This is a genomic window from Halorientalis pallida, assembly GCF_049605515.1.
Lineage (GTDB): Archaea > Halobacteriota > Halobacteria > Halobacteriales > Haloarculaceae > Halorientalis > Halorientalis pallida_A.
In genome coordinates, this window is record NZ_CP187158.1 from 17864 (window position 1) to 33028 (window position 15165).

20 protein-coding genes and 1 tRNA gene are annotated in these 15165 nt (G+C 68.0%); 14 read left to right on the forward strand and 7 right to left on the reverse strand.

What is annotated here, in order from left to right; genetic code table 11:
- Positions 1-45 precede the first annotated feature (45 nt).
- Complete coding sequence (locus ACOZ4N_RS01550) at positions 46-486, forward strand: phage tail protein (protein ID WP_424018163.1); 441 nt, start codon at positions 46-48, stop codon at positions 484-486.
- 39 nt (positions 487-525) lie between these two features.
- Positions 526-1065: a phage tail protein gene (locus tag ACOZ4N_RS01555; RefSeq protein WP_424018165.1), complete on the forward strand. Its 540-nt coding sequence runs from the start codon at positions 526-528 to the stop codon at positions 1063-1065.
- Between the two features lie 15 nt (positions 1066-1080).
- Here the strand turns inward: ACOZ4N_RS01555 and ACOZ4N_RS01560 are convergent, their stop codons facing one another.
- Genes ACOZ4N_RS01560 through ACOZ4N_RS01570 form a run of 3 tightly spaced genes read right to left on the reverse strand, consistent with a single transcriptional unit; the run spans position 1081 to position 3189 of the window.
- Positions 1081-1371, reverse strand: a complete 291-nt coding sequence (locus tag ACOZ4N_RS01560; protein ID WP_424019973.1) for a hypothetical protein — start codon at positions 1369-1371, stop codon at positions 1081-1083.
- 9 nt (positions 1372-1380) lie between these two features.
- Positions 1381-1656 (reverse strand): ArsR/SmtB family transcription factor, encoded by a 276-nt coding sequence (locus ACOZ4N_RS01565; RefSeq protein WP_424018166.1) that lies wholly within the window; start codon positions 1654-1656, stop codon positions 1381-1383.
- A gap of 51 nt (positions 1657-1707) precedes the next feature.
- Positions 1708-3189, reverse strand: coding sequence for a molybdopterin-dependent oxidoreductase (locus ACOZ4N_RS01570; protein WP_424018168.1), 1482 nt, complete (start codon positions 3187-3189; stop codon positions 1708-1710).
- A 118-nt stretch (positions 3190-3307) separates the two neighbouring features.
- On the opposite strand from ACOZ4N_RS01570, the gene ACOZ4N_RS01575 reads away from it, so the two are divergent.
- Positions 3308-3466 carry an HVO_2523 family zinc finger protein gene (locus ACOZ4N_RS01575; protein ID WP_424018169.1) on the forward strand — a complete coding sequence of 53 codons (159 nt, stop codon included), beginning with the start codon at positions 3308-3310 and terminating at the stop codon, positions 3464-3466.
- Here the strand turns inward: ACOZ4N_RS01575 and ACOZ4N_RS01580 are convergent.
- Positions 3460-4128 (reverse strand): TVP38/TMEM64 family protein, encoded by a 669-nt coding sequence (locus tag ACOZ4N_RS01580; protein ID WP_424018170.1) that lies wholly within the window; start codon positions 4126-4128, stop codon positions 3460-3462. The two genes, ACOZ4N_RS01575 and ACOZ4N_RS01580, sit on opposite strands and share 7 nt — an antisense overlap.
- An 83-nt stretch (positions 4129-4211) precedes the next feature.
- On the opposite strand from ACOZ4N_RS01580, the gene ACOZ4N_RS01585 reads away from it, so the two are divergent.
- A complete protein-coding gene (locus tag ACOZ4N_RS01585) occupies positions 4212-4574 on the forward strand; it encodes a DUF5830 family protein (protein ID WP_424018171.1) in 363 nt (120 codons plus the stop codon).
- Here the strand turns inward: ACOZ4N_RS01585 and ACOZ4N_RS01590 are convergent.
- Positions 4571-5635 carry a DUF7115 domain-containing protein gene (locus ACOZ4N_RS01590; RefSeq protein WP_424018172.1) on the reverse strand — a complete coding sequence of 355 codons (1065 nt, stop codon included), beginning with the start codon at positions 5633-5635 and terminating at the stop codon, positions 4571-4573. The genes ACOZ4N_RS01585 and ACOZ4N_RS01590 overlap by 4 nt on opposite strands.
- 162 nt (positions 5636-5797) lie before the next feature.
- Between ACOZ4N_RS01590 and ACOZ4N_RS01595 the strand changes: the two genes are divergently transcribed.
- Both ACOZ4N_RS01595 and ACOZ4N_RS01600 read left to right on the forward strand, forming a co-directional pair.
- Complete coding sequence (locus tag ACOZ4N_RS01595; protein WP_424018173.1) at positions 5798-7543, forward strand: hypothetical protein; 1746 nt, start codon at positions 5798-5800, stop codon at positions 7541-7543.
- Between the two features lie 57 nt (positions 7544-7600).
- A tRNA-Met gene (locus tag ACOZ4N_RS01600) sits at positions 7601-7742 on the forward strand.
- Positions 7743-8110: 368 nt separating this feature from the next.
- Here the strand turns inward: ACOZ4N_RS01600 and ACOZ4N_RS01605 are convergent.
- Entirely contained in the window at positions 8111-8284 is a 174-nt protein-coding gene (locus tag ACOZ4N_RS01605; protein ID WP_424018174.1) for a hypothetical protein, read from the reverse strand.
- A gap of 109 nt (positions 8285-8393) precedes the next feature.
- Between ACOZ4N_RS01605 and ACOZ4N_RS01610 the strand changes: the two genes are divergently transcribed.
- The 6 genes from ACOZ4N_RS01610 (at position 8394) to ACOZ4N_RS01635 (ending at position 13154) form a co-directional block, all read left to right on the forward strand.
- A complete protein-coding gene (locus ACOZ4N_RS01610; protein ID WP_424018175.1) occupies positions 8394-9098 on the forward strand; it encodes a 5-formyltetrahydrofolate cyclo-ligase in 705 nt (234 codons plus the stop codon).
- 81 nt (positions 9099-9179) lie between these two features.
- A complete protein-coding gene (locus ACOZ4N_RS01615) occupies positions 9180-10796 on the forward strand; it encodes a bacterio-opsin activator domain-containing protein (protein ID WP_424018176.1) in 1617 nt (538 codons plus the stop codon).
- A gap of 92 nt (positions 10797-10888) precedes the next feature.
- Positions 10889-11857, forward strand: coding sequence for a methyl-accepting chemotaxis protein (locus tag ACOZ4N_RS01620; RefSeq protein ID WP_424018177.1), 969 nt, complete (start codon positions 10889-10891; stop codon positions 11855-11857).
- A 44-nt stretch (positions 11858-11901) separates the two neighbouring features.
- Positions 11902-12333 (forward strand): hypothetical protein, encoded by a 432-nt coding sequence (locus tag ACOZ4N_RS01625; protein ID WP_424018178.1) that lies wholly within the window; start codon positions 11902-11904, stop codon positions 12331-12333.
- 36 nt (positions 12334-12369) lie between these two features.
- Positions 12370-12639 carry a hypothetical protein gene (locus ACOZ4N_RS01630; RefSeq protein WP_424018179.1) on the forward strand — a complete coding sequence of 90 codons (270 nt, stop codon included), beginning with the start codon at positions 12370-12372 and terminating at the stop codon, positions 12637-12639.
- Between the two features lie 254 nt (positions 12640-12893).
- Positions 12894-13154, forward strand: coding sequence for a hypothetical protein (locus ACOZ4N_RS01635; protein ID WP_424018180.1), 261 nt, complete (start codon positions 12894-12896; stop codon positions 13152-13154).
- A gap of 11 nt (positions 13155-13165) precedes the next feature.
- Here ACOZ4N_RS01635 and ACOZ4N_RS01640 read toward each other — a convergent pair whose 3' ends face one another.
- Positions 13166-13711 carry an HPP family protein gene (locus tag ACOZ4N_RS01640; RefSeq protein WP_424018181.1) on the reverse strand — a complete coding sequence of 182 codons (546 nt, stop codon included), beginning with the start codon at positions 13709-13711 and terminating at the stop codon, positions 13166-13168.
- Between the two features lie 119 nt (positions 13712-13830).
- Between ACOZ4N_RS01640 and ACOZ4N_RS01645 the strand changes: the two genes are divergently transcribed.
- Complete coding sequence (locus ACOZ4N_RS01645) at positions 13831-14472, forward strand: ribonuclease H (protein WP_424018182.1); 642 nt, start codon at positions 13831-13833, stop codon at positions 14470-14472.
- Positions 14473-14624: 152 nt separating this feature from the next.
- A complete protein-coding gene (locus tag ACOZ4N_RS01650; protein ID WP_424018183.1) occupies positions 14625-15020 on the forward strand; it encodes a hypothetical protein in 396 nt (131 codons plus the stop codon).
- Positions 15021-15165: the final 145 nt, after the last annotated feature.

Consider the following 15165-nt stretch of genomic DNA (forward strand, 5'->3'; position numbering starts at 1 on the left):
ACGCACAGTCGACATCGAACTTCGACCGGAGGGACCGGTGTAACCATGCCGGACAAGCACGGTCCCTACCGGAACGTACGGTTCCTGCTGGAGATCGACGGAGTAGCGAAGGCCGGCTTCGCCGAGTGTCGCCAGCCGACCAGCAGTACGGACGTGATCGAGTACCGCGAGGGGACCGACCCACCCACGGTGCGACAGCTAGCGGGGCTGAACCGCTACGGCCGGGTCGTCCTCCGGAGTGGCGTCACGGACGACTCCATCGAACTGTACGAGTGGCGCACGCTGGTCGAGCAGGGGAAGGTCGACGAGGCGCGGCGCACGGCCGCGGTCGTCGTCCTCGACCGCGAGGGCAACGCCGGCGCGCGCTGGGAACTCCGGAACGTGTGGCCGGCGACCTACCAGGCCCCGCGACTCGACGCCACCGGCGAGGACGTGGCCATCGAATCGCTCGAACTCGTCTGTGAGGGGTTCGAGCGCGTCGCATGACCGACACCGGGCCTGCGGGTGACCGGCGGGGGCGAACCGATGGCCGCTGACGAGCCGGCGGACCCGTACCCGAGCCACCGGTTCGTGGTCGACATCGGTACCGACGAGCGACTGGGCTTCGCGGCCGTCCGCGGGCTCTCCGTCCGCGTCGAGGTGGCTCCCGACGAGGCGGAGACCGGTGCTAGCGACACCGGGGACAGCCCCTGGTGGGACTTCGGCGACTGGTTCGACCAGTACCGCGAGTCGCTACCGTCGACCGAGCGCCGCCGCACGCAGTCACCGAACCTGCAACTCCAGCGTGGGGTCGGCGACGACACGACGCTGTGGGACTGGCTCCAGGAGTGGGTGGCGGGGACGGTGAAACCGCGGACGGTCCACGTCATCCTGCTCGACGGGGCCGGTCGGCCGGTCCGGGGCTGGCGGTGTCTCGCGGCGACGCCCGTCGAGTGGAGCGGGCCGGAACTGGTCGCGGATCGGTCCGGCGTCGCGACGGAGGAACTCGAACTCGCCCACGAGGGACTGGAAGCCGTGTCGGACCTCTCGGCGTGGCGCGACGAGGGGGACGGGGACCCGGAGTGAGACACGAACCCGGCGTTACTGCCAGGTGACGTAGGTCAGGAAGGCCAGCGCGATGGTCTCCAGGCCGCGCAGGGCGACGACGAACTGCTGGGCCATCACGTCGCTGGCGTACAGCATGCCCATCGAGAAGAAGAAGTAGATGGCACCGAGGTTCTCGACGAGCATCACGGCCGAGAAGGCCAGCAGGCCGAGGACGAGCGGCGACTTGAACTGCCGGTAGTTGCGTAGCCAGACGAAGCCAAGCGCCGCCAGCAACAGCACGTTCAGTCCGGCGAGTCCGCTCGCGATCGTGATCCAGGTACTCATTGCCATGGGTTACTCCACGTGGTCGATGATTTCCTCGAAGGCGTCGCGGTGGTGTTCGAAGCGATCCGTGAGGAAGTACAGCTGGCCGTAATCGTCCCCGCCCGGTTCGACCACGTCGTGGTCTTCGAGCATGTCGAGGTGGTGCCGGACGGTGTTGTAGTCAACCTCCAGGTGTTCCGCGAGCTGGTTCGCGTTGCGCGGGCGCTCGTCGAGCGTCCGGATGATCCGGGCGCGGTTCTCACCACCCCGTGTGCCGGCCAGCAGGTACCACAGGGCCTTCTCCATCGACAGTTGGTCGCAGTTCTCACGGTTCCCGTTTATGCGTGCTGGTCTCGATCACTGCACTGTCTTGGACACCCAGCCGGTCGCCCCGCTGGGGTAGGAGTCGCTCTCCTCGCGGGGCTGGAGCCGTCCCTCGCCGTCGGTGGCGCGGACGACGACTTCGTGGGACCCGCCCGGCGGATCGTAGCGGTACCGCCACTGTCGCCAGGTGTCGATGCCCTCCAGTGGCTCGGTGAGTTCGGCCTCGTTCCAGGTCGACCCGCCGTCGGTGGACACCTCCACCTGCTGGATGCCCCGGACACCCGCGTAGGCGTGGCCGCCGACCTCCTTGCGCCCGTCGTCGAGGTCGTTGACCGCGTGGAGCTTCGCGACGGTCTCGACGGGGCCGGTCCCGTGCCAGCCCTTCTTCTCCCAGTAGCCCTCGGCGTCCTGGTCGAGGACCTCGATCTCGCTGATCCACTTGACCTGGATCTCGCCCCAGTGGCCCGGGATGAGTGCCCTGACGGGGTAGCCGTGACCGCGCGGGAGAGCGTTGCCGTTCATCCCGTAGGCGAGCAGGCTGTCTTCGAGCGCGTCCATCGGGAACACCTGGTAGTAGCCGTCGGCGGCCCGGAGGCGCACGCAGTCACAGTCGCCGTTCGGGCCGGCCTGTGCGACCAGGTCCTGCAACGGGACGCCGGTCCAGAGCGCGGTGTCCATCTTCTTCCCGTTGAGGTCCTCGCCGACACAGCGCAGCGTCTCGAAGCGGTCGACCGACTCCATCTCCCGCAGCTCCGAGTACCCGAGGGTCACCTCCTCGTCGACCTCGCCGGTGATCGTCAGGTTCCACTCCGATTCGTCGACGGTCGGGTCGACGTTGGCGATGTCGACGGTGTAGAAGTTCTCGCTGACCAGCGGCTCCGCGCCGTCCATCGAGAAGGACTTCTCGGCCGCGTCCTGGAGCAGTCGCTGTTGTTTCGAGTTCCCGGCGAGGGGTTCGCCGCCCAGATCCGGCGTGCGACGCTGGCCGACGGCGTACCCGGCGAGGCTGAAGCCGGCCAGTGCGACCCCGCTCGACAGGAGCTGCCGGCGGCGCGAGTCGACGGGTTCGGGCATCGGGAGCGACGGCGCGGTGACGAACAGCAGGACGACTGCACCCGGCGGGAGCGCCGCGCCGAGCGCGAGCAACGGCTGGCCGGTGGTGAGCGCAACGAACGCCCAGGTGCCGGCCGTCGTCGCGACGACCGGGAGCGCCCGGTTGTTGAGCCGCTGGCCGAGGGCGCGCGAGCCCACGACCAGGGCGGCGACGCCGCCGACGAACAGCGCGACGGCACTCAGAAAGAGCAGCGTCTGGCCGAGACTTCCGAGGTTCTCGATGATCGAGTTGGTGATCACTGCGGGACTCGTCTCGCGGATCCAGTTCGTGACCGGCGTGACGACGAACGACGGGGTGAATCCGGCGGCGGCGTAGGAGCCGACGACGGCGGTGAGCCCGGCGACCAGGCCGACCACGAGCGTCGGCAGTGCGTTCGACACCTGCACACGGAGCCGTGACATACCAGTCCGAAGGCGAGACTCACCTAAACCGATTGTCCGAACTCCGTTCGGGATGGTTCTAGAATTGGGTCGGGATCGACCCACAGAGTCAAGTCCACGCTGCCCTCACTCGGCAAGCATGGACGAGGAGAGCGGCGGCGTCGGCACCGAGGGTCGGGACTCCGATTCGGGGGGCCGCCCCTGTCCGATGTGTGAGCGGCCGATGTACAGCCGCCACTGCAAGTACGTCTGCCCGGAACACGGCGTCGTCTACGACTGCGCGGACACCTTCTACTGAGCGTCGGCGGTGCCCGGTCGCTGTTCTCCGGTGAGATACCGGTAGGTCGGTCCGGCGAGCAACAGGGCCGCCAGGGCCACCAGGCCGACGATCACGTCGAGGCCGACGCTCGCGCCGGAGACGGTGAGGTCGTGCATCGACCGCCCCGCGAGGACGGCGGCGACGATCCAGGGAATCTCCCCGACGGTCGAGCCGAGGACGTAGTGCCGCACGGGCACCTGCGTCAGCCCGGCCGTGTAGGAGACGGCGTCGGAGGGTAGCGGCAGGAGCCGCGCCACCACGACGCTCCGGAACGCCCCGGCCGTGGCGACGAACCGCCCGGCGTGTGCCTCGAAGCGGGCCGCCAGCCGCCCACCCATGTCCGTGTAGCGGGCCAGCAGGAAGACCGGCATGTTGGTCGCGGCCGCCCCGACCATGGCGATGGGGATGCCCGCGAGGCCGTACACGTAGCCGACGAGGACGGAACACACCGCGACCGGCAGGAGCGCGAGCGGGCGAAACAGGTACAGGCCCGCCAGCGCGACGGCGAACAGGGCCGGCTGGCCGGCGAGGCTCTCGGCCCACCGGAGGACCGCGGTCGGTGACCGACCGGCGACCGCGACGGCCGCCACGGCGGCGAGTATCGACCCGACGAGTAACCGCTGGCGCGTCACGCCTCGCATCTACACAAGAGGCGATGCCCGTGCCGTATACCTCTTGTGGTGGGCTCACAACGCTTAATCCGGTCGCCGTCACAGTGTCGGTCGTGCAGGACGTGGACCCGGTCGAACTCGGCCTGGAGCTGCTCGCCAGCCTCGAACACGACTCCCTGTCGGTCGCCGCGGCGCTCGACCGGATCGAGACGATCACGACCGATCCCAACGTCCAGCGCGAGATTCTCGATACCGCCGTCGCCCGCGGCATCGTCGAGCGCGAGGACGGAACCGTCCGCCCGACGAGTCACGACTACGTGAGCTTCGAGACGGACGTGATCACGAAAGAAGGCGAGTTCACCTGTCGGCGCTGTGGAGCCGAGATCTCGACGGGCTACTTCATCACGTTCGACGCCGGCGAACACGGCCCGTTCGGCTCCTCCTGCATCCGAAAAGTCACCGGGCGGGAGAGCTAGCGTCCCTCGCGTAACTCCTCGATCAGCTTCTTGATCGTCCGCTGTTGCTGTTCGAGCAACTCGTTGTGGCGCTCGACCGCGGTCGTCAGCTCCGAAATCTGTGCCTCGACGGCGTCGAGGTCCCGTTGACTCGCCGCCTCGGACCCCTGGCTCCGGGTCGTCGACTCGGTGGTCGTCGACCGACTGCCGCCGGCGTCGGCGGTTCGCTCCTGTCGGCCGGTCGGTTCGGTCGCGGCGTCGCCGTCGTCGTCGCTCCGGGACTGGGACTCCGCCCGTGTGGCGGCCTCGGACGCCCCACCCGCCGTGGGGCCGTCGATGCTCGGACTCCGCTCCTCGTCGTCGGAGACCAGCGGGTCGATGCCGCCGCCGATGTCGATGTCGCTGCCGCCGCCACTGTCTTCGCTCTCCGCCTTCTCGCCCTCCTCGACGCCGATGCTGGCGTTCAACTCCTCCAGACTGCCCACGTCGTAGAAGTCGAAGACGGCGTTCTCGACGACCTGCTGGACCTTCCGCGCCTGCTCGTTGGGGGTCTTGATCCGTTTGGGTCGGCCCTCGATTTCGAGGACGACCTCCGTGGCGACGTTGCCCTGCTCGAAGGAGAGGCCGGTGAGGTCGGAGAACGGGTACTCCTCGTAATCCTCGGTCCAGACCGCCGAGCCGATGTGCCGGACGACTCGCTTGTCGGTGACGATCAACACGAGTTCGCTGAAGCGGAACGCACCGGCGACGGACTCGTCGGGGTCGGTCACGCCGTCGGCACGGAGGATACCGGTCAACAGCAGTTCCAGCACCGCGCCGTCCCTGTTGCTCGGGACGCCGAACTTGCGTGTCCCCTCGACGTATTCGAGGATGAACTTCGTCTTGCGGCGGCCTTCTTTCACGTCCAGCCACTCCACGTCGTGGGGGAACTCCTGGACTTTCTCGTCGCTCAACAGCCCTTCGGCCCGGTACAGGAGCGTCCGGGTCGGCGTGAGACAGACGACGTCTTCGTCACCGAGGTTGACGCCCAACTCGACGTCCTCGCCCCCGAGCGCGTCCCGGACGAGGTCAGGAATCTCCATGGTCGTTGTGTACTTGCCGGGTGGCTTAAATCCGCGGGTGGTGTGGCCCGTCGGCCCCCGCGTCGGGTATCACCGGCTTACCCCCACCCCGGCGAGATAAGCCCGGCTTGTCGCCCGACTACTCCCCGCGTAACAATTTCGCCCCTCGCCGACCCCTCGGTCGTGTCACGTCTCGGCCCCCTGGTCACCGCCCTGTCGGTCCTCGCACTGTGTTCGCTCGGCGTCTCCGCAGCCGTCGCCGTCACCGCCGCGGCCGACGCCCCGTCACCCCTCGCCCTCCAGGCGAACGACACTGGGGCCACGCCCGCACCCGAGCCGGCACCGGACCCCACCCCCGAGGAACCCGACGACCCGGCCACGCCCGACGAGGCGGCGGACACTCCCGCCGACGACCCCGATCCAGCCACCGAAGACTCCCCTGAGACGGACTCCGGGACGCCCGAACCCGATATCGACCCCGAACGACAGTCGACGCCCGCCGACTCGCCGCCGGACGATCCCGGAACGACCGAACAACGGCCGGACGCGACACCCGACCAGGCCACTCCCTCCAGTGCGGACGACGAGTCCACCGATACACCGGCCCCGGAGACCCCGGAAACCGAAGACGCCGCGACTCCAGCCCCGGATTCTGACGACGAGCCGGCGGCGAGTACGCCGGCCGAGTCCACGGAGTCCGAACCGACCGATGGCCCCGAGGAGACCGCCGTCGGCGACGAGACGGACGAGGACGGAGCGGAGACGACCGACGACGAGGACGGAGCGGAGACGACCGACGACGAGACGGAGCGACCACCAGCCGAGACCGAGGAAGACGGGACCGGAGACGGCGGGGAGACCGCCGAGGGTGGGGAGCCGACGGCGGACGAGGACGGACCCGCGGACGACAGTGAAGACGACGACACCGACGGCGAAGACGGCGAGGACGACGAGGACCTGCTCGACCGCATCGAGGACGCGCTCGACGACGAGGAGGACGAACCCGACGAGGAGACGACGGAGCGCCAGCCAGCCGACGACACCCCGGAGCCGACGCCCGACCCGGACGCCGACGATGAGTCGGCCGACGGCGGGTCTCAAGCCCCCGACCAGCCCACGCCACGACCGACGCCCGACGACCCGGGAACGCCCGAGCCGACTCCACCGACGGAGGGACCGGCCGATAGCACGCCCGCGGAGTCGACGCCCGACGGCGGGACACCGGTCGAGCAGGAGACGCCGACCGAAGCGGACACACCAGGTACCCCAGCCGAACCGGACGCGCCGGCCGAGGGGGGTACGGTCACGGCCACCGATCCGGGCACGCCGGGAACGTCGAACCCACCGGCGACGGCCGAACCGACGGCCACCGACACCGTCGAGTCGGAAACGCCACAGCCACAGCAACCGACCGAGTCGGGTGCGTCGGCCGATGGCGGTGACGCGGGCGAGCCGGCCCCCGAGGCCGGGACAGAGGGCGGCGGGCGTACCGATACCGGACCCGAGTCGAACGGTGGTTCTGGTGCGGACGATGACGGTGGAAACGACGCAGGCGGTGGCGGGGACGACGACGGTGACGACGATGGGGACGCGGATATCGGTGGCGGCCTGGGCGATATCGAGGTCGACGACGTGGGCGGTGGAATCTCGATATCCGTTCAGCCGACGCCGGAGCGACCGACGACGGCCACGCAACCGTCGACGACCGACCGGACGCGAGTCGGGACGGCGGTGACGGCGACGGCGGGAGACGCACCAGCGGCGGTCGGAGCCGAAAACGCCACAGCGAGAACGACGGCAGCGACGCCCGAAGGGACCGTCGTCGGGCCCCAGGTCACGGACGCCGAGGGTGCGGGCTTCGGGGTGGTCGTCGGACTCGTCGCGCTGACGCTTCTCGTGTGTGGGATTCGCTTGCAGTGGCGGGGATAGCCGCCGGAGATGGGAAGGTTAAAGACGACCACTCGTTTAGCACCGGGTGCACACTGAGCCCGGGTGGCTTAGCTGGACATAGCGCCGCACTCATAGGGTTTTCGAGACTCGTGCGCGGCGTCGCTCCCGGTCCCGTGAGGCCCGTCAGCCTCGAACCTGGGACATGCGGAGATCGAGGGTTCGGAGCCCTCCCCGGGCATTCTCTCGAACGCCACGAGCCAACGGCGAGTGGCAACGCCGTGAGCATGCCCGGGCCACTCCGAACCCGTAGGGTCCCGCCGAGCGGAGCGAGGCGGGAGCGGGAAAATATCCGATTTTCCGCGGTTCGGAGCCCGCCCCGGGCATTTCCTTCCGTCGCGAACCTCGTGTGAGCGACTGCTCCGAACTGCCCGGCGGTGGGCGGAGAATCCGGCAGGTTGCACGCGAACGCCAGTGAGCGTGCAAGAGGCGATACGCGCCCCGTGCGTCTCGACGCAGTTCTGAGCCCGCCCAGGGCAGTCTCTCGAACGCCGTGAGAAGGCCGAGCAGACGGCTGTTCGCGCTCGCGTCGCCGCGCGACAGCGGGCGCTACCGCGTCACGTCGCTGACGGAGTCGGTCGCGATCCAGGCGTCGGTGTTGCCCGTCTCGGTGAACACCGTCCGGTCCGACGCCCCTGCGATCGTCGTCACGGTCGGGCGTCCCCGCCCGGTCGTGGCACTGCGTTCCCCCTCGCCCCCATCTGTCTTGTCGACGCTGCTCATACCGTCGAGTGGCGGGACTGGTGGGTAGCCGTTGTGCGAACATATTGCGGTCGTTTAATACCCCAGTGTCGGCCTGAAGGCTGAAGCCGGTGGCACCGCTGGCGTCTGTATGGACAAGGAATCCCTCCGTGAGCGCGTGTGGGACGATCTCGACGAGAGCGGGGAGGCCCGATTCCCGTTCCCGCCACACGGGCGCATTCCCAACTTCGCGGGGGCCGACGAGGCCGCCGAGCGACTGGCCGAGACCGACGAGTGGGTCGACGCCGACGTGCTCAAGGCCAATCCGGACGCGCCACAGCTTCCGGTCCGGCGCGCGGCCCTGCGACAGGGGAAGACGGTGTACATGGCCGTGCCGCGACTCCGCGACGAGAAGTGTTTCCTGCGGCTCGACCCCGCAGAGGTCGAGGACATCGACCACGCGACGACGGTCGGTGGGTCGGCCGAAGTCGGCGTCAAGGTCGGTCCCGACGAGATGGAGTCGGTCGATCTGATCGTCTCGGGGAGCGTCGCCGTCACCGCCGACGGCGCACGGGTCGGCAAGGGTGAGGGGTACAGTGACCTGGAGTTCGCGGTGCTGCGGGAACTGGGGCTGGTCGACGGGACGACGCCGGTCGCGACGACGGTCCACGAGCGACAACTGGTCGACGCGGACGTGCCGACCCGGGACCACGACGTGCCGTTAGATCTGGTCGTGACGCCCGAGCGGACGGTTCGGACCGGTGGCGGCGGGAAGCCGGCAGGGATCGACTGGGCCCTGCTCTCCGACGAGCGTCGGGCCGAGATTCCGGTTCTGTCGCGGGTCGCGCCCGAGTGACCCCATCCCGGCGTCGACGTGGGACGCAGCCCGGGGTCGGCGGGGGGATTTTTATGCGTCTGCGGTCCCGAAATGGATTGAATGGAAGTCACCGAATCGATAGCCAGAGCAGCCCTCGATACGCTGTCGAGCCAGATCGCTGTGCTGGACGAGGAGGGACACATTCTGTTCACCAACAGTTCCTGGGGGACTGCGGGTGACGGGACTGCCGGGGCCGAAGCGGACGCGGAGGGGTTCAACTACTTCGATTCGGTCGATCCGACCGAGGACGACTACGCCATCGAGGCGGTCCGGGGGATCAGACGCGTCCTCGACGGCGAGTGCGAGGAGTTCACGCTCGAATACCCCTGCCACACGCCCGAGCAACAGAGCTGGTTCCTGATGCGGGCGACGCCGTTCACCATCGGGGACGGCAACTTCGCGACCGTCGCACACATCGACATCACGGACCGGCGGCTCGCCGAACTGGAGGCCCAGGAGAACGCCCGTCAGGCCCAGCAGGAGCGTCAGAGCCTCGAACACCTCGTCGACCGAATCAACGGCCTCGTCCAGGACATCACCCAGTTGCTCGTCGAGTCGGTCTCCAGAGACGAGATCGAACACGGCGTCTGTGAGCGACTGGCCGACACCGACCCCTACCTGTTCGCCTGGATCGGGAGCGCCGACATCTCGGAGGAGCGATTGCGCGTGCGGGCGGCGGCGGGGCCGGCCGACGTGGACCTCGAGGACGAGTCGGTCGCGCTGGACGCCGACGCACCGACGCCGAGCGCACGGGCGTTCGCGACCGGGAGCGGCCAGATCGTCTCGACGGTCGACAGCGGCTCCGCCGTCGGGCGACGCTACGGCGATGCCGGGATCGAGGCGGTCATCTCGGTCCCCATCGGGAACCGCGAGAGCGAGTACGGCGTCCTCACGGTCTGTGCCGGCCACCCCGACGCCTTCGACGAGCGCGAACAGGTCGTACTGGAGGCGCTCGGTCGCGCCATCGCCAACGCCATCGACGCGCTGGAGAGCAAGCGAACCCTGACGGCCGACCGGATCGTCGAGATGGAGTTCACCGTCGACGATCCGACGCTGTTGCTCAACGCCGCCTCGACCGAACTCGACTGTCAGTTCTCCTACTCCGGGTCTGTCTACGGTTCCAACGGTGCGCTCCGGGAGTTCTACACCGTCGAGGACTGTGAACCCGAGACGGTCCGTGCGTTCGCGACCGAGCAGGACGCCGTCACCGACGTGACGGTGCTGGCCGATCACGACGACGGCTGTCTCCTGCAGTTGACCCTCGAGGGCTCGCTCGTCGAACTCCTCGTCGACAGGGGTGCGGTCACCAAGGAGGTCACCAGCCAGGACGGCGTGACGGCCTTCACCGTCGAACTCTCCCGCGAGGCCGACGCCAGATCCCTCTTCGAGTTGATCGCGGACCGGTACGAGGGCACGGAACTCGCCGGCTATCACGAACACGAACGCCCGGTTCAGACCCGCCAGGAGTTCCGTGCCGGCCTCGAAGAACGACTCACCGACCGACAGCTCACCGCGCTCCGGACGGCGTACTACAGCGGCTTCTTCGACTGGCCGCGCGCCGTCGACGGCGACGAACTCGCCGAGATGATGGATATCTCCCGCTCGACCTTCCACCAGCACCTCCGGGTGGCCGAGCGGAAACTGCTCGACTCCTTCTTCGAGCGTGACCGGCAGTAGCGCCGGACGTGTAATCTGAGAGACTGGATGATTATCAATCCTGACAGTCAGGCAGTCATCGTTTTGTTGCAAGTTGCCTTCCTACCGTCACAATGTCCCGTGAGGCTGGTCTCGACGCTGGGATCGACGACGACATGGAAGACGATATCGAACAGGATATAGACCGTAACGCGGGGTACGACCACGATGCGGCCAGCGAGATCCAGACGTCGATTGCCGAACTCGAGGACTCCTCGGTCGAGATCGCCGAGCGAACCCGGGAGATCTCGGACCTGGCTCGCGAGCAACACCAGGGCATGTCCGAGGTAGCCAACGAGGTGTCGACGCTGTCGGCCTCCGTCGAGGAGATCGCTTCCTCGGCGGAGGAGGTCGCCGCCGCCAGCAAGGAGGCCCGAGACCTGGCGGACGAGGGGCAGGACTCGGCGGAGGAAGTCGTCGACGCGATGGAGGAGATCCAGGCGGCGGCCGACAGCGTCGCCGAGGACGTGCGGACGATTCAGGACAGCGTCCAGGAGATCGACGAGATCGTCGAGATCATCAACGACATCGCCGACCAGACCAACATCCTCGCGCTGAACGCGTCCATCGAGGCCGCCCGCGCCGGGCAGGCCGGCGAGGGGTTCGCCGTCGTCGCCGACGAGATCAAAGACCTCGCAGGCGAGTCACAGACCCAGGCCGGCGAGATCGAGGCCATGATCGACGAGATTCAGGAGAACACCGAGCAGGCCGTCGGTAGCCTCGAACAGAACAACGAGCGCATCGAGGGCGGGATCGAGTCGGTCGACGACGCGATGGACACGCTCGAGGAGATCAGCGAGACCGTCCGGGAAGTCAACAACGGGATCGAGGAGGTCGCGACCGCGACCGACGAGCAGGCCGCCTCGACCGAGGAAGTCGCCAGCATGATCGACGAGTCGACCGAGAACGCCGCAGACATCGTCGACGCCGTCGACGAGATCACGGACGAACTCGACGATCAGACCGACGAGGTGGTCGACATCAACCGGTCCGTCGACGATCTCATCGCGGACGTGCAACGGCAAAGCGCGACCGGGGACTGAGCGGGGACGGGAACCCTCAATACTGTGGGCCGATAGCTTTCGCTATGCCCGGGTCAGCCGATCCGACGGCGATCAACGCGATTGCGGTCGACGCCGAGGACGTAGTCACCGCCCTGGAGGCGGGTCGGCGGAGCGGACAGGACCCCGTCTTGCGCGTGACACCGCCGTTCAGCGGGCGGATGCGCGCTCGAATTCACCGCGACGGGGCCACCGACTACGACGACGAGCCCGCGCCGATCCACGTCGAACCCGACGCCTTCGTCACCGAGTCCGCGCCCGCCTATCCCACACCGGCCGAGACCGAGGACGACCTCCGTGACGATCCGACCGTCGAGTACACCCGCGAGCGCCACCGCGAGCGCCACGCCGAGGCCGTCGCCGCCTGGCGCGAGGCCGTCACCGATCACTTCGCCGACGCCGTCACGCTCGACACCCCGGCCGGCCCCCACGAGGTCTCCGTCAGCGTGCTGGGCTGACGCCACCGTTTTGACCGGTCGTTCCGAACCACCAGTATGACCGACGCCACGCCACAACCGTCGATTTTGAGCCACGGCGAACGCGAGATCGCGGCCATGCTCGACGACGATCACTCCGTCGACGAGATCGCCGCGGAACGTGACGAGTCCGTCGAATCCGTCGAGAAAGCGATCGACCGAATTCGGGAGAAGACCGACCGCGCGCTCGCGACGCTTCTGGCCTCACCGTTCACCGACGATGCGGCCGCCGACCTCGACTCGACGACCCGCGACCGACTGCTCGCCGATCTCGATTCGTGCCGATAGTTACCATGGGTGTGTTAACCAATATCTTACACACTCGGCTTGCGCCACTCCTTCCGGCAAGATGGGTGCGAAATAATGGCGGGCTGTAATTCGACGTTACGGCGTTAGATAGCTATTTAAAATTTATCGAGCGTTCTGCGGCCGTCGTGAAAGGTCCATATGCTGCCGGTAGTCGAGTGAAATGAGCCGAAACGGGTCGAAGGCTCGACCGGTTATAAGGGGTCGGCTGTTCAAGCAGGTAGTAGAACGACACGATGGCCTCGTCAAGTCCCTCCAGTAACGAACGGCAACTGTTCCCGCCAGTGAGCGACGTCCGCCCCGCACTGGCGCAGTACGGGACCGGTCTGAAAGCCGGTGTGACCGGTCTCGCCTTCTGGTCCGCGATCGTCCTCCCTTTCCTCTACCTTCCACTGCTGGCCTACGGTCTCCGCAGTAGCTCCATCGTCGGTGCGTTCGTCGGTCTGGTCGCCCTGAACGTGGTCGCGGCGGTCATCGGTCACCGCTACCACGACTGACGCCGCCCGCGCTACCCCGCCTTCTCCAGTCGCTCGTCGCGGAGCGCCCGCAGTACGTCCTGTCTGGCGATGATGCCGACGACGCGGCCGTCGCCGGACTCCGTCCGGCTGCCAGCGGCGCTTCGCGCCTCGCCGTCCTCGACGACCGGCAAGCGGTTGATGTCCCGGTCGCGGTCGGCCAGGAGATCCAGCACCCGGTCGATGTCGTCGTCGGGCGCGACCGTCACCACGTCGGCGGTCATCACGTCGCTGATCGACTTCCCGGAGTTGCGGACCATGTCCAGTCCCACGTCCAGGTTGTCCCACGAGAGGTCGATCCCGTAGGTCAGACTCTCCAGGAACGGGGGGAAACCGACGGGAATCCACAGCGTCCGGTCGGAGGGCTGGAACAGGTCGACGAGGTCGCCCTGCGTGACGATGCCGACGAGTTCCTCGCCGTCGGTGACGGGGTAGCCGTTGAACGTCGCCTGGGCCAGTTTCGTGAGGACTTCGGCCACGTCGTCGTCGGGCGCGACCGTCTCCACGTCGGTCGTCATGATGTCGCGAGCGGTGAGCATGCCCGGAGGGACGGCCGGCCCGGCCGTAGACCTTCCGGTGGGTGAACCCGCCCGCGGGCGTCCAGTCGTACCCTCGAAAGGCCCATATATTTAAATCATCCCGTCTCCATAGTGGAGATATGGCCGCTTACGGCCGGCCGTCCCTTCGGGACCTGTTCGACGAGTCGCCGACGCCACACATTGCTCACCCCCCTCGCACCCACCATCGGGACTTCTATCTCGCCACAGACGGCTCCTACAGAGGCCGGAGTGGCGCGGTCGGGGGCGGGGACGACCCCGACGGCGGTCTCGGCGTGGTCATCGAGACACGCGACGGGGAACGTGTGGCGCGGCTCTCGGTCGCGGACAGCGCACCCGACAACAACGTCGCCGAGTACCGCGCACTCCACCTGGGGCTGGACGTCCTCGCGGCGCGAGCGCCCGACGACGCTCGCATCGGCGTCCTGATCGACCACGACGACCTGGCTGGCAACGTCAACCAGGCCGTCCTCGACGCCCGTGGCGCGGACTGGAACCCCGCCGTCTCCGTCCCGCGGGCGACGAACCACCACTGGCGGGGCATCCGCGCCCGGATCAACGGGTTCGACGAGATCAGGGCCGCTCGCATCTCCAGTGACGTGAACCCGGCGCATCCGCTGGCGAACGCACCGGACCAGTACGCCCACGTCAACCACGAACCCGACCGCTGTGTCATTCCGGAGGACCCGACCGAGGAACAGGTGCCCCCGCCCTCGCGGTCGGACCGCGGTGCCAGCGACTGATACTGTCGGACAGAACAGTTCGCATTCGACGTGTATCACAGTCGACGGAACTGACGACGGTTCTGCCGCTCCGGATACCCGACGGTTCGGAACTGCTGTCCGACAGTATAGCCGGCAAGATTTATCATGCTGGCCGTTGCCACGATGGGGCAATGGGGAGTGACGGGGGGTTCTGGGAGCCAGTGGCGTCAGTCGCACACGCGGGGGTGCTGACACTCGCGCTGACGATCTACGTCGTCGTCGAGCTGTGGAGTGGTCCGTTTCCGGACGGCCCTGTCGCGCTGTCCCTGGTCAGTCTCGTCGTCGGCGTCGCCGTCGGCGCGGCCTACGCCTACGTCGACACCTCACTGCTGGCCACGGACCCTCTCGACGAGTACGTCTTCCTGGTGACGTTGCTGGCCGTGGGGCTGGCCGTCGCCAGTTTTCTCTCGCCTGTCGGCGTCCCAGGTCCCGTCTCGGTCGTGGTCCTCGCCTTCCTCTGGTCGGGCGTGATCGCCGAGTTCTACTTCGAGACCGAAAAGCGGCTGGCGTCGCTGGGGACGGAGTGAGTGTCGGAGCAGTTCACGGCGGTGCCGTGGGTCCAGCGTCCGCGCGCCGGAGGCGCGCGGTTCACCGTCAGAGCGAAGCTCTGACGAGCCCTCGTTCGTTCCCGACGGTCACTCACGAGAACACCGGAGGCGAGCCGCCGGCTCG